At 62.1% G+C, this 19,214-nt stretch carries 20 protein-coding genes and 1 tRNA gene; 3 read left to right on the plus strand and 18 right to left on the minus strand.

The genetic code is table 11. From position 1 onward, the window contains the following. Window positions 1–110: 110 nt before the first annotated feature. The 16 genes from G332_RS0103320 to G332_RS0103395 all read right to left on the minus strand — a co-directional run bounded on the left by G332_RS0103320 (window position 111) and on the right by G332_RS0103395 (window position 14,401). Window positions 111–1,400 (minus strand): OmpP1/FadL family transporter, encoded by a 1,290-nt coding sequence (locus G332_RS0103320; protein WP_019625578.1) that lies wholly within the window; start codon window positions 1,398–1,400, stop codon window positions 111–113. Window positions 1,401–1,697: 297 nt separating this feature from the next. Next, window positions 1,698–2,870: a radical SAM protein gene (locus G332_RS0103325; protein WP_026340557.1), complete on the minus strand. Its 1,173-nt coding sequence runs from the start codon at window positions 2,868–2,870 to the stop codon at window positions 1,698–1,700. Window positions 2,871–2,924: 54 nt separating this feature from the next. Further along, window positions 2,925–4,007 (minus strand): NAD(P)/FAD-dependent oxidoreductase, encoded by a 1,083-nt coding sequence (locus tag G332_RS0103330; protein ID WP_019625580.1) that lies wholly within the window; start codon window positions 4,005–4,007, stop codon window positions 2,925–2,927. 31 nt (window positions 4,008–4,038) lie between these two features. Further along, a complete protein-coding gene (locus G332_RS0103335) occupies window positions 4,039–5,130 on the minus strand; it encodes a biotin/lipoate A/B protein ligase family protein (RefSeq protein ID WP_019625581.1) in 1,092 nt (363 codons plus the stop codon). Beyond that, window positions 5,123–6,301 carry a radical SAM protein gene (locus G332_RS0103340; RefSeq protein ID WP_019625582.1) on the minus strand — a complete coding sequence of 393 codons (1,179 nt, stop codon included), beginning with the start codon at window positions 6,299–6,301 and terminating at the stop codon, window positions 5,123–5,125. The genes G332_RS0103335 and G332_RS0103340 overlap by 8 nt, the downstream gene beginning before the upstream one ends. 104 nt (window positions 6,302–6,405) lie before the next feature. After that, on the minus strand, window positions 6,406–6,843 hold the full coding sequence (locus G332_RS0103345; RefSeq protein WP_081618895.1) for a glycine cleavage system protein H: 438 nt from the start codon (window positions 6,841–6,843) through the stop codon (window positions 6,406–6,408). A 37-nt stretch (window positions 6,844–6,880) separates the two neighbouring features. Beyond that, window positions 6,881–7,288, minus strand: a complete 408-nt coding sequence (locus G332_RS0103350) for a DsrE family protein (RefSeq protein WP_026340558.1) — start codon at window positions 7,286–7,288, stop codon at window positions 6,881–6,883. An 8-nt stretch (window positions 7,289–7,296) separates the two neighbouring features. Then, window positions 7,297–7,743 carry a glycine cleavage system protein H gene (locus G332_RS0103355; RefSeq protein WP_019625584.1) on the minus strand — a complete coding sequence of 149 codons (447 nt, stop codon included), beginning with the start codon at window positions 7,741–7,743 and terminating at the stop codon, window positions 7,297–7,299. A gap of 109 nt (window positions 7,744–7,852) precedes the next feature. Continuing rightward, window positions 7,853–8,764: a CoB--CoM heterodisulfide reductase iron-sulfur subunit B family protein gene (locus G332_RS0103360; RefSeq protein WP_019625585.1), complete on the minus strand. Its 912-nt coding sequence runs from the start codon at window positions 8,762–8,764 to the stop codon at window positions 7,853–7,855. Then, the gene (locus tag G332_RS0103365) at window positions 8,757–9,473 is read right to left on the minus strand and encodes a 4Fe-4S dicluster domain-containing protein (RefSeq protein ID WP_019625586.1); all 717 of its coding nucleotides are present in this window, start codon (window positions 9,471–9,473) and stop codon (window positions 8,757–8,759) included. Before G332_RS0103365 ends, G332_RS0103360 begins: the two co-directional genes overlap by 8 nt. A gap of 49 nt (window positions 9,474–9,522) precedes the next feature. Further along, complete coding sequence (locus G332_RS0103370; protein ID WP_019625587.1) at window positions 9,523–10,359, minus strand: hypothetical protein; 837 nt, start codon at window positions 10,357–10,359, stop codon at window positions 9,523–9,525. Then, window positions 10,334–11,362: an FAD-dependent oxidoreductase gene (locus G332_RS0103375; protein WP_019625588.1), complete on the minus strand. Its 1,029-nt coding sequence runs from the start codon at window positions 11,360–11,362 to the stop codon at window positions 10,334–10,336. Before G332_RS0103375 ends, G332_RS0103370 begins: the two co-directional genes overlap by 26 nt. Before the next feature lie 23 nt (window positions 11,363–11,385). Continuing rightward, complete coding sequence (locus G332_RS0103380; protein WP_019625589.1) at window positions 11,386–12,792, minus strand: heterodisulfide reductase-related iron-sulfur binding cluster; 1,407 nt, start codon at window positions 12,790–12,792, stop codon at window positions 11,386–11,388. A 43-nt stretch (window positions 12,793–12,835) separates the two neighbouring features. Next, entirely contained in the window at window positions 12,836–13,510 is a 675-nt protein-coding gene (locus tag G332_RS0103385; protein WP_017941141.1) for a 4Fe-4S dicluster domain-containing protein, read from the minus strand. Between the two features lie 189 nt (window positions 13,511–13,699). After that, window positions 13,700–13,930 carry a sulfurtransferase TusA family protein gene (locus tag G332_RS0103390; protein WP_019625590.1) on the minus strand — a complete coding sequence of 77 codons (231 nt, stop codon included), beginning with the start codon at window positions 13,928–13,930 and terminating at the stop codon, window positions 13,700–13,702. A 141-nt stretch (window positions 13,931–14,071) separates the two neighbouring features. Then, entirely contained in the window at window positions 14,072–14,401 is a 330-nt protein-coding gene (locus G332_RS0103395; RefSeq protein ID WP_019625591.1) for a rhodanese-like domain-containing protein, read from the minus strand. A gap of 189 nt (window positions 14,402–14,590) precedes the next feature. On the opposite strand from G332_RS0103395, the gene G332_RS0103400 reads away from it, so the two are divergent. From G332_RS0103400 to soxB, 3 genes are all read left to right on the plus strand, one after another. Next, the gene (locus G332_RS0103400) at window positions 14,591–14,944 is read left to right on the plus strand and encodes a hypothetical protein (RefSeq protein ID WP_019625592.1); all 354 of its coding nucleotides are present in this window, start codon (window positions 14,591–14,593) and stop codon (window positions 14,942–14,944) included. 103 nt (window positions 14,945–15,047) lie between these two features. Beyond that, a complete protein-coding gene (locus G332_RS0103405; RefSeq protein WP_051080524.1) occupies window positions 15,048–16,442 on the plus strand; it encodes a M48 family metalloprotease in 1,395 nt (464 codons plus the stop codon). A 136-nt stretch (window positions 16,443–16,578) separates the two neighbouring features. Further along, on the plus strand, window positions 16,579–18,387 hold the full coding sequence (soxB, locus tag G332_RS0103410) for a thiosulfohydrolase SoxB (protein WP_019625594.1): 1,809 nt from the start codon (window positions 16,579–16,581) through the stop codon (window positions 18,385–18,387). 95 nt (window positions 18,388–18,482) lie between these two features. On the opposite strand, the gene G332_RS0103415 is transcribed toward soxB, so the two are convergent. Further along, complete coding sequence (locus tag G332_RS0103415; RefSeq protein ID WP_369699369.1) at window positions 18,483–18,935, minus strand: RT0821/Lpp0805 family surface protein; 453 nt, start codon at window positions 18,933–18,935, stop codon at window positions 18,483–18,485. Window positions 18,936–19,123: 188 nt separating this feature from the next. Next, a tRNA-Lys gene (locus tag G332_RS0103420) sits at window positions 19,124–19,199 on the minus strand. Window positions 19,200–19,214: the final 15 nt, after the last annotated feature.

The raw sequence follows: 19,214 nt of genomic DNA on the forward strand, positions 1-19,214 counted from the left end.
GCCCTGCCCATCCCTGGCCGGACCGGCCTTCCCCCGAAGGCCGGCGCGCCACTCCCGGGCGCGCAACGCCGGAAGCCGGTGCGATCACACAACCGCCCCGGCCCCTACGGTCAGAACCGGTACGCGTACCCGACTTCAAGCTCGTACTGCTTCATCTCGATCTTCGCAGTAGTCCCCTGATCGTCGAACGGGCCCGTCACGCTGTTCGAGGGTGCATACATGGCCGCGAAGTTGAGCTCATGCTGCGAGCCGAAGCTTTTGGTGAAACCGGCAGTGAAATGGTGCTCGATCACACCGGGTGCCAGCACATTGAACGCAACATCGCGGGAACGGATCGGGTTCTGGCCGCGGTTGTAGCCAACGCGCCAGGTCCAGTCCGTATCCGTCTCAAACTGCGCACCCAGCTTGAAGACATTGATGTCGCGCCAACCGAAACCAGGCCCATTGTCCGAACCCAGCGGTGCCTGATTGGTGCTCGGATTGGAGATCGCATCCACGTCAGAGTAGTTGATCCGGAAATAATCGGCGCTGACGGTCACGGAAGGCGTTACTTCAGCGGAGACGCCGAGGCCAACGGTCGACGGGATGTCGAAGCTGCCCCCGCCCGCAAACAGCCCGCGATAGTCGTCGAAATCACTATTCCGAATCTTGGAGCGATAGCTGCCACCCACGGTCACGCCATCGGCAACCTCGGCCTTGAAACCAATCTGGGCGCCGTAGCCCCAGGTCGCATCCGTGCCGTTATCGCTGACGTGCTGAGGACTGACGCTGGTCGGGTTACCCTGCTCGTCAAACGCGAAGGCACCAATACCCTTCGCCTTGAAACGCTGATAGCTGATGATCGGGCTCACACCGACGCTCACCTGACCATCGGCAAACTGCTGCGCATAGGTCGGGATGATGGCCAGCTGCTCCAGATTGACGCCCGCAGCCCCGCCACAGAAAACGCCGTTGCCCGCACTCTGCGGCGGAGCCGGACAGCCGGGATTCTCAATCGCCGGATAGTCGGTGTTGAGTCCACCGTTACCCATCAGGGCAATACCCCAGGAACGCGTCGCGTCGATCTGCTGCACGTAGCCAAACGAGGGGATAAAAAAGTTATTGCTGTCGGAATCGACCGACATCGTTCCCTTCCCGCTGTCGATGGTCAGCGACCGTTCGGGACGGAAGTAGGCAAGCGAGCCATCAATTCGCGTTTCCATGCCGGCGATACCGGCCGGGTTGATCGCCGGGGCGTAGGCATCCTGGGAGATGGCCATACCGACCCCCCCCATCCCCTTGGCCTTGGTGCCGTAGCCGTGGGCGAAATAACCATTGGTGGCGTGGGCGACGCCCGCGGAGCCCATGGCCAGGCCGACCGCGATCGTCACCAGACTGCGGCGAATGCTGCGTGCTTCCATTTTGACATCTCCTTTGGTGGTCTTCTTGTTGTTGTGTTGCAGGAACACCCCGGTTGCGGGCGGCCCTCTTGCCTTGCCGCCGCCCCGGTAATGGCGGCATCCCCACAGCCCGCGGCCCGGCTACTAACCGTGTCGCAGGCATTTCGGCGGATGCATTCAGGGGCATCCTGCGCATTGCCCCTGAATGCATCCGGCCAACTCCTGAATATTCAGGAAATCTTATTGACCCCCTTATGCAAGAAAGCCCCGGGGTTGCCGGGGCTTTCAAGGTGCCAGGGGTCTGTCTGTCGTGCGTTGTCAGGCGGTCTTTTCGTCTTCCGACTCGTCAGCGTCAAAGTCGAAGGTACCCACCTCTTCGCCCGCCATCTGACGCTTGACGAAACCGACATCGGTCGAGTTGAGGGCAAACGGGAACGACAGGATATCGGTCGGGCTGGAATCGCCGTAGGGGCGGTTACAGGCCGAGACTTCCTCGTCCGACTTGCCGGGACAACCGGAGGTCTGGAACGGCTTGCCGGAGGCGATCAACTCGTCCACCTCGGACTGCGGCAGACCGAAGTCCACGACCTGACCGTCGGCGTTGAACTTCATGTCGTCAATACGGCCACCGGCGTAGTCGATGACGAAACGACCCAGCTGCACACGACGCCACTGGTCACGCGGGACCGGGTTCCAGTCTTCCATCAGCGAGCCCTCTTCCGGGAAGAAGGCAAACATGTGATTGTGGCCGCCCAGGTCACGGATGCGCTGACAGACCTGGAGGATCTCTTCCTCGGTCTCGCCCATGCCGCAGATCAGGTGGGCCCCGAACTTCTCCGGACCAAAGATCTCGGCGGCCCACTCAATGGCCTGCCAGTACTTGTCCCAGCTGTGCGGGCTTTCCACCGCCTTGCCACGGGTCCGCTCGAAGATCTCCGGGGTCACCGCATCCAGCGCGACCGTGAAGATATCCGCGCCCTTGTCCCGCAGAAGCTGGAGGTCATCAAAGCTCATGGTGGTCGGGTTGGACAGGATCGAAACCGGGATGTGATTGACCTCGGCGACCCAGCGCTCCAGCAGCTCGACAGTGTCAGCATCGGAGTTCGGATGCGTGATCATGGAGATGCACATGCGCTCGAACTGGCCGGCGTCGGCGTGGTTCTTCACCCGCTCGATCACCTCGTCGTACTTCGCGGTCGGCCAGTCGACGCGGATGAAGTTGCGGTCGGCGTAGTCACGCGATTCCTCGCGGTGACGCGCCAGCCCGCAGTAGGAGCAGTTGGCACGGCAGCCTTCGGGATAGGTCACCAGAAGATTCAGACAATGCGTGCAGGCCGTGCGATGCATGGTGCCCGGTACCAGGCCCAGCGTAATCGCCGCCGCCGTGGACATCTGCACGTACTCCGGCGAACGCATGTCCGGGGTCTTGATGTGATAGTCGGGCCGGTAAAAGTTGATCGGCGCGACCATCTCCTCTGCACTTGCACTCATGAATTCCTCCAGCGTCGTCTCGGGGATGCGCAGCATCCGTAGACCGGGGCCCTCTTACGCGACCCGGGTACCATCGTTGAAATACTCGGAAAATGCAATCCATCCGCGGCGCTGAGTGGCGTCTTCCTGCGCCCGGGGTGTCCGCCAGTGTTCGTTCAGGAAGGCCCGCCGCTCGCAGGCACGATCGAGTGCCGGACCGTACTGGTCATGCATCTCTTCGTCGTAGTCGTCCAGGGCCTCGGGATCGCCGTCAAGGTGCCCGATCGCCGCCTCGGCCGCGGCCTCGCCGGAGACGACCGCCGCCGCAATCCCGGCGCCGGTAATCGGATGGGTCAGGCCTGCCGCATCCCCGACAAACAGGACATCACCCAGGAACAGGGATTCACGCAGCCCCCCCACCGGTATCGCCCCCCCGGTGCGGTAGCGGATTTCTTCGCCAAGCAGCCCCTGCTCCACGAGCTGGGCATGCAGAGATTCCAGTGGCGTCTTCAGGTCGCCGGCGAGGCGCTTGTCCGCGCCCAGGCCCAGGTTGGCCCAGTCGCCCTTGGGGAACAACCAGGCATAACCACCGGGATAATCATCCGAGAGCCACACATCGGTAGCCGTGTACGGCTTTTTCAGCGGTACCGTGTACTGACGGGTCTGTACGATCGGCAGGGCCGGCAGTCCCAGCGCCTCGGCAGTCGGCGAGTGCGGTCCATCCGCGGCGATCAATACGCGATAGGCCACCTCCTGCTCCTGTCCCTGATGCCGCATCCGGGCGATATGACGCTCGGCGTCCACACCCAGCAGCGGGGTGGACGTCACCATGCGCGCCCCGTTGGCCTCGGCGGCACGGATGATCGCGCGATCGAATTCGCCGCGATCGACCATCAGGCCCGGGAAGTCGGAGTGCTCCACCGCCCCGGAAGGCAGAAAGCTCTGCATCGAATCGATGCGCTGCAACAACACGCCTTCCGGTTGAGCATAGGCGCCCATGGGGTTCGGGATAAACTCGGCACACTGGACCGGTTCGCCAAAGGCCTTGTTGCGTTCAATCGCGAGCACCGACAATCCGGCGCCGGCGCACACCCGCGCGGCCGAGGCGCCGCCGGGCCCCAGCCCCACAACCAGCACATCAACCTGTTGCGGCAACATCAGCCGAGTCTCCGAACGGATACGAACCTGTTCATTCAGCCGCCTGTTCGACCTCGGCCTCGGCAAACGCAGACTGGATGGCCGCAATGATGTCATCCACACTCAATTGCAGCATCTCCACATCGCGTTCGGCAAAGAAGGCGCGGACACGATCCTCCATCTCCGCCTGCGGGGTATCGCGCAAGGCCGCCTCAAGATCGGCGATGGTACGCGCAGGCTTCACGAAGATATCCCCGGTAATCCACAACTGCTTCAGGCGCTTGCGCTCGGGGTCAAGGGCGACACCCACCCGCATCAGGCCGCCATCCGACTTGTAGATGGACTCGAACAGCGGGGCATCGGTCGCCGGACGATTGCGCTGATAGACCCACTCGTCGCTGTCGATCTCCTTCAGGGCCTCATCGAATGCGGCCCGTTCCGCAGGCAACAGGTCGGCCACCTCGGTGCGAACACCGAACTCCTCGGCAAAGGCAGAGGCGATCGCATCCTTGATCACATCCAGCTCCGGCATCTCCACGAGCAAGGTGGCAAGGTTGACGACCCGATCTCGGGCCGACTCGATCGCCTTGTTGGAGAGCTTCTCGGCCGGGATACGCAGGATGCGAAGCATATCCTCCACATCAAATTCGATCAGCAGCGTGCCCTGGTACATGACCGAGTCGCCGTCGAACGCCCCGCCGGTCCCCGAGATCTTGCGACCATCCACCTCGATATCGTTGCGCGGCCGGAACTGCGCATCCACGCCCAGCGCGCGCATGCCCGCCGCCGCGGCATTGCAGATGCGGGCCGCGATCTGCCCCATGTCCGCGGTGCCCAGGAAGCGCTTGTCCAGATACAGCTCCCAGCCCAGTTGGGTGGCATCAAAGTAAATCGCGCCGCCGCCGGTAATCCGGCGCTGAATCGCGATACCGTTTTCCCTGCAGTACTCGGTATTGATCTCCTGGTCCACATTCTGGTGGAAACCCACCAGCGCACAGGGCTCGAACTGCAGGAAGCGCAGGGTGTGCGGAGAGATCCCTTCCTGGTGACACTCCAGCAGCGAACGGTTGAAGGCCATGTTCTCGGCCGCCCGACGCAAGCCGGTATCCAGAATGCGCAGGCTGTTCGAATCGCGTTCAGACATGGCAACCCCCTCCGGCCGCGACGTTGCCTTCGGTGACGATGCGGATGCCTCCCAGGCCCTGCCGCGCCTTGCGCTCCTGCTCCCGGCGCCGGCCCTCCTCGGCCACGATAGTATCCAGGTCCAGCTCCACGCCGCTGCCGGCGCCGGCATCTTCCGCCATTACCTCGTCGCCCACGGCGATGGAGCAGCAGGCGGGCGTCACACGGACTTTCTTGCCCAGGCGCGCTGCCAGTTCCACCACCCCCTCGGCCGGATGCGCGATACCGGACAGCCCCGCCATCACGGCGTAGCTGTCGATCTGGCTCTTGGCGGCACCCGGTGGCCGGGCACAACCCAGCAACAGCGAGGTGTCACCGAGGCGTTCGCGCGCATCGTGGAAGAAGCGCCCAACGGCGTGCACGTCCGGCGTCTCGAACGGGCGGCTGGCCGGCGCGTAGAACGGCATCACCACCACCAGCACCACGGCGTCGGGCAGGTGGCGGGCCAGCATCTCGAGCGCGTTCCACTCGCCGAGCAGCTTGCCGTAATGCAAGCCCACGACGATATGCGGCACCACCTTCATGTTGGTGTTTACAAGGCTTTCGAGCGTCCGCTCGAAGTCGTCCACACTGCGCCGCAGGTGATAGACCTGCGTGATCGTGTCCTGGGCACCGATCACGTCCATCATCGCGGCGTCGATACCCGCCTGCTCCATCGATACTGCGATGTTGTCATCCACCAGCGCGGTGTGCATCGCGATCCGAAAGTCCGGGAACTCGTCCTTGATGCGTCGAATCGTCGGATAGAACGGGTCGTACTCCACCTCGTTGCGATGGTTCGACCCACCGGTCAGCAACATGCCCTGGGCTCCGGACTCGATCACCTGATTGACCTGGCGCCACAGATCCTCCGGGGTGCGGACGGGGATCATCGGCTCCAGGATCTTCGCCTTGCAGTGATCGCAGGCCAGCTTGCAATCGCCACCCGTGATAGACATGGCCGGCCAGGCGCTCTTCCCGCAGTCCGCCAGCTCACTGGATTGATAGGACTTGAACGTCGGGGTGTAGAAATGCACCGACCCGGGGTCCGCACCGTCGCGCAGGCTATGCTGGAGGTCATCAACCAGCGACGGATCGACGGGGATATCCTCGAGGGGCTCTACCCGCTGGATTACATCATTCCAGCTTGTCATGGGCGTACTCCGGGGTCGGCGAATTTCTTGAAGGTTTTACTCGGGTATTCCCGAAAAAAAGGGGCCGCCGACCCTTGGGGGTGGCGGCCCTTCTTCAGACCGAATCAGCAGCCGCCGAAACCGTCCGCTTCCATCTTGGCTTCAAACGCGGCCAGCGCGTCCGAACCCGTCTTCAGGTCACCCACTTCGCCGTCCCAGTCTTCCGGCTTCAACTTGATCAGCCAGCCTTCGCCATAGGGATCTTCGTTGATCAGGCCCGGGTTGGCGGCGACCTTCTCGTTGGTTTCCGTGACTTCACCGGTCACCGGGGTCTTCGCCGGCCCCACCCACTTGCCGGATTCGACGGTGGTGCAGGACTTGTCCTTCTTCACGGTCTTGCCGACCTTCTTCGGGGTGAAGGACACGATGGTGCCGGCCAGCGAGCAGGCGTAGGAAGTCAGGCCCACGGTGGCGGTTCCGTCGCTTTCCTTGCGCACCCAGACGTTGTTTTCAACGTTGTACATCAGATCTTCCGGAATATCACAACCCCGAACTGCACCCATGTCTTCCTCCAGGAATATTCAAAATAAAGCGGGAAAATTAAAACGTAATCGTTTTATCACTGCGTAGTATCAGGTCCGCTAGCTCGCTCGCCCGATTGACTTCATCGACTTCGTCGACGAGATCCGAAGACGCGTCGATTCTATACCCCGGCAAAGCGGGCTGGCAAACATGAAGCTGCACCCCGGCACGCTTGGCGTCCTGGATGAAATCCTTGATCAGCTTGCCATCTTCCATGGCGCGCAGGTCGTCGGCCACCCCCCTCTCCATCAGACGCACCCCTTCCATCGTAAAAAAGATGTGCACGTCCACATCCATCGAGGCCATCACCGCCCCCAGATAGAACGGGGTCGCGCAGCGATTCGGCGTCGACGGCCCGGAAGTCATGATGATCACGACCGTCTGCTCGTCGTTGTCCAGATAGTAGTCGTCGTCGAGATTCGTCATCAGTCTGATCACCGCAGCTTGCGCTGGCACTGGATATCGTCATCCTTGGCGCGTTTGCAGTAGCCTTCTTCGGCCCGATCGCCGGTTAGAAATTCCTCCAGCGCTGCTTCCACGCCGTTGATGGGCTCCACCCGCGCGATCCAGGCATTGTAGGGGTCTGAGTTCAACAATACCGGATTCTCGAGCACGTCCTCATTCCCCTCGACGATCTTGCAGTCGATGAAATTCGGAATGGGACCCGCCCATTTCCCGCTCTCGATCGTCGCGACCGGCTTCCCGGGCGGTCTGCGCGTCCCCGGACGCCGCACGCGCACATGGATAATCTTGCCCGCGATAGTCTGGGAGAGGTCCGTCATCCCGACCGTCAGCGTGTCGTCATCCTCGCGCCGCAGCCAGATCTGGAACTCGTCGTCGTAGAACAGTTCAGGGTGAAACTCGCAGCCGTTGCAATCCATGTTTCGCCTCGTACCCGGGACCTTGTGCCCTCGCCTCCACAAAAAACGGGCGCCACGCGCCCGTCTTCTGCACTTAACTATACGCCATGCAACGCATGGGATCGGGGGATCAGATGACCCCCTTCTCCTTCAACAGCCCCACCGAGTCGCTCACGTTTTCGTGAATACCCAGCTTGCGCGGGGACAAACCCATGGCGAGCCCGAGCAGCTGCGTGAAATACAGCACCTTGACTTCGGTCTTGATCCCGAACTCGGTCTCGGCACGGACCTGGTGCATCTCCAGACCCGAGTGGCAGGTCGGGCATTCGGTCGCGATGACCTCTGCACCGGAGTCCTCGGCCGACTGCAGCAGGTTCAGTACCAGCTGGGTCGAGGTATCGGAATCCGACAGGGTATGCGCCCCACCACAGCACGATGTCTTCAACGGGAAGTCCACATTGACCGCACCGGCGGCGCCCAGCAGATCATCCATGAAATGCGGCTGGTAACTGGAATCCGAACCCGGGCCATTATCCTTCTCGGGGAAGATCTGGCGCGGACGCGTATACATGCAGCCGTAGTAATTGGCGATCTTGATGCCGTTCAGGCTCTTCGTCATCTTCTGCTTGATGCCCTCGGGGCCGAGTTCCTCCATCAGCCACTCGAGCAGGTGCAGGGTCCGCACGTCACCGGTGTACACCGGGTCATCGGACTTGCGCGCTAGGTCCTGGACGGTGTTCATGGCGTCCTCGGAGGTCGCCGTCTCGTATTCGGCCTTCTTGAGGTTGTGGTAGCAACCGTTGCAAGGCGCCATCACGGTGTCCATCCCCATCTGCTCGGATGCGATGGCCATGTTCCGCGCGGAAAGATACGTCTGCAGCATCGGATGAACGTTCTTCACCTCCATCGCGCCGCAGCAGTTCCAGTCCCGCAGGTTCTCCATCTCGAGCCCCAGCGCCTTCACCAGCACGCGGGTGGAGCGGTCGTACGGACCGCCAGAGCCCTCGAGCGCGCAACCCGGATAGTAAGCAACCTTAGCCATGAGCGGCCTCCTTCTGTTCACGCACGTAGTTCTTCAGAACGTCCCCGGTCTTGCCCCAGGACTTGGTGCGCGGCGTATGTACCGTGTTGAAGCCCATGGTCATCAGGTGCTTCACCGGCAGGTGTTTCATCATGCGGAAGACGAAGATCTTCATCCATTCCTGAACCAGCGGCTGGCCGGTCTTCTTGAAGAAGTTCTGCATCACCTTCGAGTCTTCGATGCGGCCGGTCTTGTAGATCTGATCGGCAAATTCTTCGTCGAAATGCGTGGACGGGGCCTTTTCGGTGATCCCTTCCTCTTCCATCCAGTGCGCCAGCGCCTTCATGACGCCCTCGGGCTTCACGTCCTTCGGGCAGATGTTGGTGCACTTGTTGCAGGACACACACTGCCAGATGATGTCCTTGTCCTTGACCAGCTCTTCCTTCATGCCCAGGCGGGTCAGGTAGATCCAGTAGCGCGGATTGAACTGCACATTCTGCGCATACATGGTGCAGGAATTGGTGCAGGACCCGCACTGCCAGCAGCGATGAACGTTCTCGCCACCGGCAAAATTCTGGATCTTCGCCTCGAAATCGTCGTCGTAATCGCGGACGGTGCGCGGCGCGATCATGGTGTTCCAGTGACCGGACACATCCACACCGTCCACCACCAGCTCGTCGTGCTGCTGGAGGCGCTCGTCCTCGATCAGTGCCTTTTCATGTATTGCCATGACGTCTCTCCGAAAACCTGTGTAGCCAGGCTCAAACTCGTTCCGTTATTCAATGCAGCGACGCATCGTGTCCTTTCAGGCGACCTTCCGAGGAATCAATCCCCAGGAGTTTGACCCCGAGTTCCAGCGGGTCCTGCTTGCCCCCGAACTGGTTGTCGATCATGCCCAGACTCATGGACAGTGACCGGGCGTAATCGGAATAGGCCTGCACCCAGACCAGATCCGTTACAAACGGCAGATCGCGATAGAAGCCTTCCTCCGCCAGTGCCTCGAAGAACCACCGTCGGGCCCCTTCAACCGCACCCAGCGACTCGCCAATCGGGATGGACCGCAGGGTATCGTTGCCACGGATGAACTCGCGCAGCGCCCCTGTCGTCGTGCCCGTATCCCAGACCCAGCGCGTTGCCAGTGGTACCGCTTCGGGATCGGCGAAGTGCAGGATCTCGGCCCCGAAGTCCCAGAATCCGCGCCGGAGCTTCTTGTCCTCGCCACCCAGATCGGCGAACACCACCAGCCGAGAATCGGGATCAGAATCCGCACGCACCAGGGCGCGCAGACCCTCAACCAACGCGCCCTGATGCTCACCCATCACCGTGCCAAGCTTCCGGCGAACCGCAAACACCAGTCCGGCGAGGGTGCGCAGGTCTTGCGCGTCCATCTCGTCACCCTTGGCCACTATGGCGGCAAACACCTCGTGCTTGGACCGCAAGGCCTCGATGAACGTCTCCAGCCCGTCGACGCCACCGGCTTCCGCGATGGCCTCGTTCAGACTGTTGAGCTTAGTCGCGAGGATCTCCTTGTCAAAGGTAACCTGCAGCGGCTCCGGGGCGAGCCCCGAAGCCGCTTCGTCGCTGACGACCTCAGCCGGCTTTCTGAACCAGCGCATGCAGATCCGCCACCGCGCGCCCACCGGCCGCAGCGCCCTGGGCGATCGAATCGTCGATCGTTTCCGGGCCATAGGCCGCACCGCAGGAGTAAATCCCCTTACGCGTGGTGCCACAGGTATTGGTGTACTGCTCAGCCTTTTCAATGAAGCCGTGCTTTTCGAGACCGACACCGAAGACCTGGGAGAGCTCCGGATTGTCGGCATTCGGATCCATGCCGATGGCGTGCACGACGATATCGAACGGAATGATGATCGGACGCTTGACCAGGGTATCTTCACCCTTAACCAGCAGGCGACCGTCACCGGAGGAGGTGACTTCCGCAATACGGGCCTTCACAAACTTGGTTTTGAACTCTTCCTGGGACTTCCAGTAGAACTTGTCTTCGTACAGGCCGAAGGTACGGATGTCCATGTAGTAGATGAATACGTCCGTTTCCGGCGACAGTTCCTTGATCTCCATAGCCAGATTGGCAGAGACGGTGCAGCAGATCTTGGAGCACCACTCGCGGCCGATCTGACGGTCACGCGAACCGACGCAAAGCAGGATGCATACCCGCTCCGGCACGCGGCCGTCGGACGGACAAGCGATATTCCCGGAGGCGACCATCTGCTCCATCTGGGTCGTCGTCAGGACGTCTTCGTAGGTACCGAAGCCCCATTCCGGCTTGTTGATGGAGTCAAAATGGGTGAACCCGGTGGCAAGCACCACGGCACCGGCCTGGACCGATTCGCCGTTGGTCAGCGTGGCGGTGAAGTTACCGGCTTCGCCTTCCAGCTTCTCAACCTTGGCGCCCTTGTGCACGGTGGCGCTGGAATCATCTTCCACACGCTTCACCATGCGGCCGATGGCATCCTTCGCCCACTCGCCGGACGGGACCAACTTGGCATAGCCCGACAGGATCGGAGCGCCACCCAGGACATCTTCCTTCTCGACCATCACGGCCTTGAAGCCGGCCGAGGTGACATTGGCGGCGGCGGCCAGACCGGCCGGCCCACCACCCACTACTAGAACGGTATCTTGCTGCATCAGACCTTGCCCCCGTAAGCGAGTTCAGGATTGTAGAGGTATTCGATATTCCCGGCCTCGACCTCCTTCAGGTATTCCTGGAAGGTCTTCTTGGCCTCGGACCAGGACATGCCCATCTTTTCGACCAGGTCTTCGCACGGGGATGCGTGCCACTGCAGCTGCACGATCTTGAACGGGTCCGCGCCGCAGGCCAGGGCCGCGAACTGGACTTCCGCCATGATCGGGATCTGGAAGTTCTGGTTGTGGGCCTTGCCGATCCACTGGTTCTTGTCCATCGTGGTGACACAGCCGGTGTCGTTGGCCAGCATCACGTCGGCGTTGGCTTCCTCGCGGGCCACGCGGATCTTGCGATCCATCGTGAACGAGCGGGTGAACTCGCGCTCGGAGATGATGTGGCGGAAGCCGAAGCCGCAGCAGTCGTACCACGTCGAATAGTCGATCACCTGGGCACCCAGAGCCTGGGCGGTGGAGGTGATGATCGCGGTACGGTTACCACCCAGCACGGACGGATCGTAGACCGCGTCCTCGTGCACCATCTTGTAATAATGGCAGGCCACGTGCGCGGTGGTGCGGATATTGGAGACGTCGATGGTCTGCAGTTCGGATGCGATGCGGTTGCGCATCACGTGCACCCACTCGGAGTAGTGGATGATCTCTTCCGGGATGACCAGCTTGCCGTCAACCAGGCGCCCCAGTTTGCCGAGGATCTTGGTGACCTTCTCGCGCAGCTCGGCGGACTCGACCAGGTACTTGCGGATCTCCTTGTAGTTACCGAAGGAGGTGCCGCAGTGCACGAGCGGGTAGAAGTGACCGAGCTCGTGACCGTGCTGCTTGCCGGAGACGTAGGCCTGATGGAAGTTCCGGAGGAACACTGCCGCCAACGACTCGACGTTCCCGATACCGGAACCGTGGTAGTTCCACGCGGTGCAGGAAGTCTGGTCCGTCTCGTCGAGGTAGTCCTTGCCCGGTTCGAAACCGAACTTGTTCATGAACCACAGCAGCGAGGTCGGGTAGCCCGGGATGTTGCCGCACTGGCCGCAGGACTTGTGGTGCCACAGCTGCTTGGTCGGGACCTTTTTGTCCCAGCCGAACAGCGTCTGCACCATCTGTGGCTCGTGTTCATCGTTAATGCGGTGAACGATGATCTGACCATCCTTCTCGAGCTCGTACATATGCTCACGGATGTCATCCATACGGTCGCCGAGGTCGATGGTGCGGCGGTCAACGTGCTTGCGCACCCAGTCGGTCGCCTTGACGGCGTCTTCCTTCGACAAATCGGTCGACTGGAAGAACGAACCGTGACCGGCGACGCCCTGACCGTCGGTGTTGTGGAAACCGGGCTTCATGGTACCGGCACCGGCGCCTTCACCATTCTGGTTGTGATTGCCTGGGGTCTGTTCACTCATAACGCTTCTCCTGATGTCTTGGAACCGGAATGCGGCGAGCGACTTACTCGTCGTCTTCCTCTTCCTGCTCCTCGAGCCAGTCTTCGTAGTCCTCGCGCTTCTCGTCGATGAAGTCTTCGATTACGTCGAAGAGATTCTCGTCCATAAGCTCGAGGGACTTCAGGACACCGGTCATTTCCCAGATGGTGTACATCTCGACCGAGGTCTTCAGCGACACTTCCCAGGCGGTCTCGACCGTCTGCAGCGTCTTCACCGGAATCGCCTTGCGCAGGATGCGCAGATCGCCTTCTACCTTCTGGATGTTGGGGCCCCAGTCAGGGAAGTGGTCAGGCTGGATCATGTCAGGCGACAGCTGGTTACCTGTCGTAATCAGCTTGAGCATGACGCGGCCAAACGGACGCAGCACGTCCTTGGCGGACTGCATTTCATGCTTGATGGCCACCTCGCGCATGATCGCAACCAGGCCACCGGGGGAATTCTTGAACGGGCAGCGCGCGGCACAGGTCATGCACTGGGCGCAGGCCCAGATCTTTTCCTGCATCGCGTCATAGATCTGCTCGACGTTTTCGGTCCAGAGCAGCTGCACGATCTCGCGCGGCGAGTAGTCGTAGAACTGGGCGGACGGGCACGTGGCCGTGCAGATCCCGCAGTTCAAGCAGCCATTGAGCTCGTGGTCGTAGCGAAAATCTCCGCGAATATCGTCGAAGATTTGCTGCATCTCAGCGTATGTCGCCATATCTCACACCTCTTCGCTTTTGGCGATGCAGGTTTCTTGTGAACCTTGCGCAGCCAGCCTAGACCTCGTCCAGGCGCCAATCCAGTTACCGCATGGCAACCGTCGTTTTTTCAGGATTCGGGGCGACAACCCGTGCAGGCTGCCGCCCCGAATCGAGCACTTTGAGCGCCCTCAGGCCTTCTTCATGAGGAAGTAGAACTTGCCGCCCTCTTCCTTGTGCTCCATCAGTTCGTTGCCGGTCTGCTTGGCGAACGCCTGGAAGTCCTTCACCGCACCCGGGTCGGTGGCGATGATGTGCAGAACCTGACCGGCATCCATCGCAGCCAGCGCCTTCTTGGCACGCAGGATGGGCAGCGGGCAGTTCAGGCCGGAGGCATCGAGTTCTTGATCAAAGTTGGCCATCGTTCAGTTCTCCTTTGAGTGCATTTATCAGCCGGGTACTGCAGTCCGTTTCGGCCCACCAGTGGGCGCCGGCCGTGACCGGACCGTTACCAACCGAATCCCCCACTTATAGGCGAATCGGAATTGGAATACAACCGAATTCTAATCAGGGTTTACCACGGGCTTGCCGGACCGAGCCCAGCCGACGATGCCACCACGCAGGCTGCTGGCACAGTCCACGCCCTGCTGCGCCAGGAAGGCACAGGCCTGTGCGGAACGCGCGCCACTCTGGCAATAAATCACCAGGGCGGTATCGTTGCTGGCAAACTCGTCCTTGCGCATCGGCAGACTGACCAGGGGGATCAGTTCCGCGCCCGGGATCACGCCACGGCCAGTCTCGCCCGGCGAGCGCACGTCGATCAGCCGAAACTTGCGGCCTTCGCTGCGCCACTGCTCGAGCTCATCCGGGGTTATCTCGCTGAATCCGTACACGTCAGGCTCCGGGTCAGATGGTAAAAGTTGAACTCGCACCACGGCCGCTCCAGCGGGCATGGAGGATTGGAGTGGGCGCGGAGCATAGCGAAACCGGGCGCAAATGCAAACTGGCAACAATGGCGCTGGGTGGATGGTCGCCCGGGCCCGAAAGTTCTGCTATCGTCCCCAGCGCTTAAGAAAACGCTGATGCATAATGCACAGCTTCATTGCTTCGCGGAGGATATCCCGGTGGACAAGAGCGAATTCCAGGTAGACGGCCACTATGCCGTCACGCTTAAAGACGAGAATGGCAAGCTGCGCCCCGCCAACATCTATGTGCACGACATGCAGGATGACTACATGATTGCGCGCCGCACCTCCGGTGGCGATGTGGGCCTGCTGTTCAAGATGAGCTATGACGATGTCGTCAAGATCGTTCGCACGCACAAGGTGCTGGACCGCAAGAAATTCATGGTGCCGGAGGCGATGCTGAAGCCCAAGCTGTGGGAAACCCGTGACAGCATGCGCGCCTACTCTTCGGCCCCGGGGCTTGGCAAGTAACCAGTACCCACGGCATCACCGCACAGTGGGGCTGGCGCCCGCCAGTCCCCGCGGTGGGCCAGCCCTTGTGCATTTTCTGCTGACCGCGTTACTCGCGCTGGTCATGCTGGCAGCCTCGCCCGCTCACTCTAGCGGCGTATCCCTGCCCGATCTGGGCGAGGCATCCGGAGGGGTTCTGACCCCCGCGGAAGAACGCGAACTCGGCCGCTCCCTGCTGCGCGAGGTACACCGCAGCGCCCCGCTGGTCACGGACCCCGAGATCAGTTTCTACATCGACTCCCTGGGGCGACAGTTGCTCGCCAATGCACGGGATGCCGATGGCCCCTTCTATTTCCTGGCGATCGACAACGGCCAGGTGAACGCGTTCGCGATGCCCGGCGGCATCATCGGCGTGCACACCGGGCTGATCCTGGAGGTGCGCGACGAGGCCGAACTGGCCGCAGTCCTGGCGCACGAGATTGCCCACATAACCCAGCGCCACCTGGCGCGCATGTTCGCGCGCGGACGTGACATCAACTTCACCACTGGCCTGGCGATTCTGGCCGGCGTGCTGGCGTCGACCATCGACCCGACGCTCGGATCCGCGATGATCACCGGCAGCCTGGCCGGCGGCATCCAGCAGCAGATCAACTTTACCCGGGCGAACGAGGCCGAGGCCGACCGCGTAGGCATGCAGATCCTCCAGGGCACGGGCTTTGACCCCAACGCCATGGCCGATTTCTTTGAACGCCTGCAGGAGCTCGCGCGCGGGGTCGGCGATCAGGTGCCGGAATACCTGCGCACTCACCCGGTCACACTCGATCGCATTACGGATGCCCGCAACCGGGCCGGCCAGATGACCGCCAGCGATACCCGCAACCGCGGGCCCGAGTTCCACTGGATGCAGGCGCGTTCCCAGGCACTGAAAGACCCCAGACGCACCCTGGAACGCTTCCGCGCTACCGATTCGACGACACCCGCCCAACGCTACGGCGCGGCCGTGGCGTTTCTCGAGCGCGGCGAGACACCCCGGGCCCGTGAGCAGCTGGAACGGATCGACCCGGGTGATGCCCCCGGGCTGACGCTGGAACTCGCCTTCATTGCCCTGCTCCGCGCAGAAGAGGCACACACGGCGGCACTGGAAAGACTGCAGGACCTGGATGCAGTCTACCCCGGGCACCCCGTGATCCGGGAACGGCTGGCGCGCGTCTACCGCGACCTGGATCAGCCGGATCGCGCCATTCGCATCCTGTCCGACATGGTGCGTCAGGAACACGCCCCGAACCCCGAACTCCTGCGCCTGCAGGCGGATATCGCGGACGCAGCCGGCTACGTGGCCACCAGCCGTGAGGCCATGGCCGAATACTTCTTTCACCGCGCCCAGTACGAGGAAGCCGTGCGCCAGTTCGAGGCCGCCATGGATGCCTCCGATGCGAGCGAACGCGACCGCCAGCGTATCGAAGACAAGCGCAACACCGCGCGTGAGACGGCACGCAAGGCACGCGAAGACCGCCGCTGATCGCCCGGGCGGTCAGCACCTTTCTGCCTTCCGGCACCACGGGGAATGTGAGCGGCGAGCGCTTCGTCTATAACAACGGTTCGTTTCCGGTTCTTTGCCCTCATCACCCACCTGAAAGAGAGAGGTAGGCCCCTTCATGCACATCTCACGTCGCGAATTCATGCAACTGCTGGCCGCCGCCAGTGCTGCCGGTTTCCCGCTCGGCACCGCCGCCTGCAGTGACAACAAGGCCGTCACAGCGGGCGACCCGTACGACACGCTGGACCGCTTCGGCAACGTACACCTGCTGCACTACACCGACTGTCACGGCCAGCTGAAACCGATCTATTTCCGCGAGCCGAACGTGAACCTCGGCATAGCCGGGATGCGCAATCGCCCACCCCATATCGTTGGCGAGCACTTCCTCAAGCACTACAACATCGAGCGCGACAGCATCCACGCGCACGCCTATACCAACCTGAACTTCATGGAAGCGGCCGAGCAGTACGGTCGCGTCGGTGGTTTTGCGCACCTGAAGACCCTGATCAAGAAGCTGCGCGACTCGCGCCCGAATTCCCTGTTGCTGGACGGTGGTGATACCTGGGGCGGCGGGTCCGGCACGGCGTTGTGGACCAATGCCCAGGACATGGTGGACGCGCAGAGGCAACTGGGCGTCGACATCATGACCGGCCACTGGGAATTCACCTACGGGGCCGACCGGGTGGAAGAGGTCGTCAATGGCGATTTCGCCGACGCCGGGATCGACTTCGTCGCCCAGAACGTGCGCGACGTGGACTGGGGCGACCGCATCTTCAAGCCGTACGTGATCCGCGAACTCAACGGCGTCAACGTGGCCGTGATCGGCCAGGCCTTCCCCTACACACCGATCGCCAACCCGCGCTGGATGGTCGAGCAATGGTCCTTCGGCATCCGTCCGGACGACATGCAGGAGCAGGTCAACGCCGCACGCGCCGAAGGCGCCGAGATCGTGGTCGCCCTGTCGCACAACGGCATGGACGTGGACATCAAGATGGCCGGCATGATCGAAGGCCTGGACGCCATCATGGGCGGCCATACCCACGATGCCGTGCCCCAGCCAATGCCGATCGAACGCCCCGACGGCGGCCGCTGCCTGGTCACGAATGCCGGCTCCAACGCGAAATTCGTCGGCGTGCTCGACTTCGACTTCCGCGATGGCGAAATCAAGGACTGGGAATACCGCCTGGTGCCGGTCTTCGCGGAGCTGCTGCCGGAAGACCCGGGGATGGCGACCTTCATCCACAACATGCGCAACAGCGAAGTCAACTACCGCGGCGAGATGTTCAACATGGAGGCAAAGCTCTCCGAGGAACTGGCTGTCGCCGAGGACCTGCTGTTCCGCCGCGGCAATTTCAACGGCACCTTCGACCAGCTCATCTGCGATGCGCTGATGGAGGTCCACGACGCCCAGATCGCGTTCTCGCCGGGATTCCGCTGGGGCACGACCGTACTCCCGGGCATGCCGATCACCTTCGAACACGTGATGGACCAGACCGGCCTGACCTATCCGGAGACCACCCGAAACGCCATGACCGGCGCGCAGATCAAAGACATCCTGGAAGACGTGGCCGACAACCTGTTCAATGCCGACCCGTTCTACCAGCAAGGTGGCGACATGGTCCGCGTGGGCGGCCTGAAGTACGCGATCAACCCGGAGGCCGAGGTCGGCGACCGAATCTCCGAGATGGAACTGGGCGGCGAGAAGGTCGACCCGGACAAGGAATACGTCGTTGCCGGTTGGGCAAGCGTGCAGCAGGAACCGGCCGGCGGCACCGGTGCCATGATCTGGGACAGCGTGGCCGACTACCTGCGCAATCAGACCGATGGCGTGCGCATCAGCGACCTCAATGAGCCCAAGGTCAAAGGCATCGGTACGGACAACCTCGGCTTTGTCCCCACCACCGAGGACATGTACCGCCGCGCCTGATCCGTTTGTATCCTCCCGCCCGGGGCCGCCCGGGACGCAAAAGCCCCGCATTGCGGGGCTTTTTTGTATGGGGCTTTTGTGCAGTCCGCCGTGCCTCAGGCATCCACCCAGCGACCGCTCTCATCGCGGCAGGCCGTACCGGTAATCGTCTCGGGGCGGCCTTCGATCGTGGCCTGCACCTGATACTCGCGACAGTCCTTGCCTGCCGAACGATAGGTCCGGGTGGGGGTTGCCCGGTACTCATGCCCGGTATTCGGGTTGCGCCAGGTCGAGGCCTGATGGTCGGGCGTCGTCTCCAGCGTGCGTGACACCCGCATGCGGTCGACATCGTCCATGCTGCGCCCCACCGATCCCCCGATCGCGGCACCCGCCAGCGTTCCAGCGATGATTGCCGCCGTGCGGCCACGCCCGCCACCGATCTGGCTGCCGATCACGCCCCCGGCCGCACCGCCAATCACCGCGCCGGTCTGCTGCTTGCTCGCCGTCTGGCAACCCGCCAGAAACGCCACCGAGACCGCCAGCAATCCTGCCATTGCCCATCTGTGCATCGTTCATTCTCCCGGCGGCACGCGGCCACCTTTGGCAACTTCCATACGTCAGACTGCCGGGTGGCGGCTGAACACAAGGTGAAAACCACCAAGGAACGCTTCAAATCCGGGGCAGATTCAAATCCTGGACACGCAAAGTCGCTCACGCCCGCAATCCGGCCGCAAGAACAAAAACACTGGAAACATAATGGTGGGCCGTGTAGGAATCGAACCTACAACCAATGGATTAAGAGTCCACTGCTCTACCAATTGAGCTAACGGCCCCCGCAAAAAGAAGGG

Source organism: Thioalkalivibrio sp. ALJT, from assembly GCF_000381825.1.
Classification (GTDB): domain Bacteria; phylum Pseudomonadota; class Gammaproteobacteria; order Ectothiorhodospirales; family Ectothiorhodospiraceae; genus Thioalkalivibrio.

Bases quoted from the DNA above. Each gene is read 5' to 3' on its own strand.
- G332_RS0103320 (WP_019625578.1), bottom strand. From the start codon at position 1,400: ATGGAAGCACGCAGCATTCGCCGCAGTCTGGTGACGATCGCGGTCGGC.
- G332_RS0103325 (WP_026340557.1), bottom strand. From the start codon at position 2,870: ATGAGTGCAAGTGCAGAGGAGATGGTCGCGCCGATCAACTTTTACCGG.
- G332_RS0103330 (WP_019625580.1), bottom strand. From the start codon at position 4,007: ATGTTGCCGCAACAGGTTGATGTGCTGGTTGTGGGGCTGGGGCCCGGC.
- G332_RS0103335 (WP_019625581.1), bottom strand. From the start codon at position 5,130: ATGTCTGAACGCGATTCGAACAGCCTGCGCATTCTGGATACCGGCTTG.
- G332_RS0103340 (WP_019625582.1), bottom strand. From the start codon at position 6,301: ATGACAAGCTGGAATGATGTAATCCAGCGGGTAGAGCCCCTCGAGGAT.
- G332_RS0103345 (WP_081618895.1), bottom strand. From the start codon at position 6,843: ATGGGTGCAGTTCGGGGTTGTGATATTCCGGAAGATCTGATGTACAAC.
- G332_RS0103350 (WP_026340558.1), bottom strand. From the start codon at position 7,288: ATGACGAATCTCGACGACGACTACTATCTGGACAACGACGAGCAGACG.
- G332_RS0103355 (WP_019625584.1), bottom strand. From the start codon at position 7,743: ATGGATTGCAACGGCTGCGAGTTTCACCCTGAACTGTTCTACGACGAC.
- G332_RS0103360 (WP_019625585.1), bottom strand. From the start codon at position 8,764: ATGGCTAAGGTTGCTTACTATCCGGGTTGCGCGCTCGAGGGCTCTGGC.
- G332_RS0103365 (WP_019625586.1), bottom strand. From the start codon at position 9,473: ATGGCAATACATGAAAAGGCACTGATCGAGGACGAGCGCCTCCAGCAG.
- G332_RS0103370 (WP_019625587.1), bottom strand. From the start codon at position 10,359: ATGCGCTGGTTCAGAAAGCCGGCTGAGGTCGTCAGCGACGAAGCGGCT.
- G332_RS0103380 (WP_019625589.1), bottom strand. From the start codon at position 12,792: ATGAGTGAACAGACCCCAGGCAATCACAACCAGAATGGTGAAGGCGCC.
- G332_RS0103385 (WP_017941141.1), bottom strand. From the start codon at position 13,510: ATGCAGCAAATCTTCGACGATATTCGCGGAGATTTTCGCTACGACCAC.
- G332_RS0103390 (WP_019625590.1), bottom strand. From the start codon at position 13,930: ATGGCCAACTTTGATCAAGAACTCGATGCCTCCGGCCTGAACTGCCCG.
- G332_RS0103400 (WP_019625592.1), top strand. From the start codon at position 14,591: ATGCATAATGCACAGCTTCATTGCTTCGCGGAGGATATCCCGGTGGAC.
- G332_RS0103405 (WP_051080524.1), top strand. From the start codon at position 15,048: ATGCTGGCAGCCTCGCCCGCTCACTCTAGCGGCGTATCCCTGCCCGAT.
- soxB (WP_019625594.1), top strand. From the start codon at position 16,579: ATGCACATCTCACGTCGCGAATTCATGCAACTGCTGGCCGCCGCCAGT.
- G332_RS0103415 (WP_369699369.1), bottom strand. From the start codon at position 18,935: ATGCACAGATGGGCAATGGCAGGATTGCTGGCGGTCTCGGTGGCGTTT.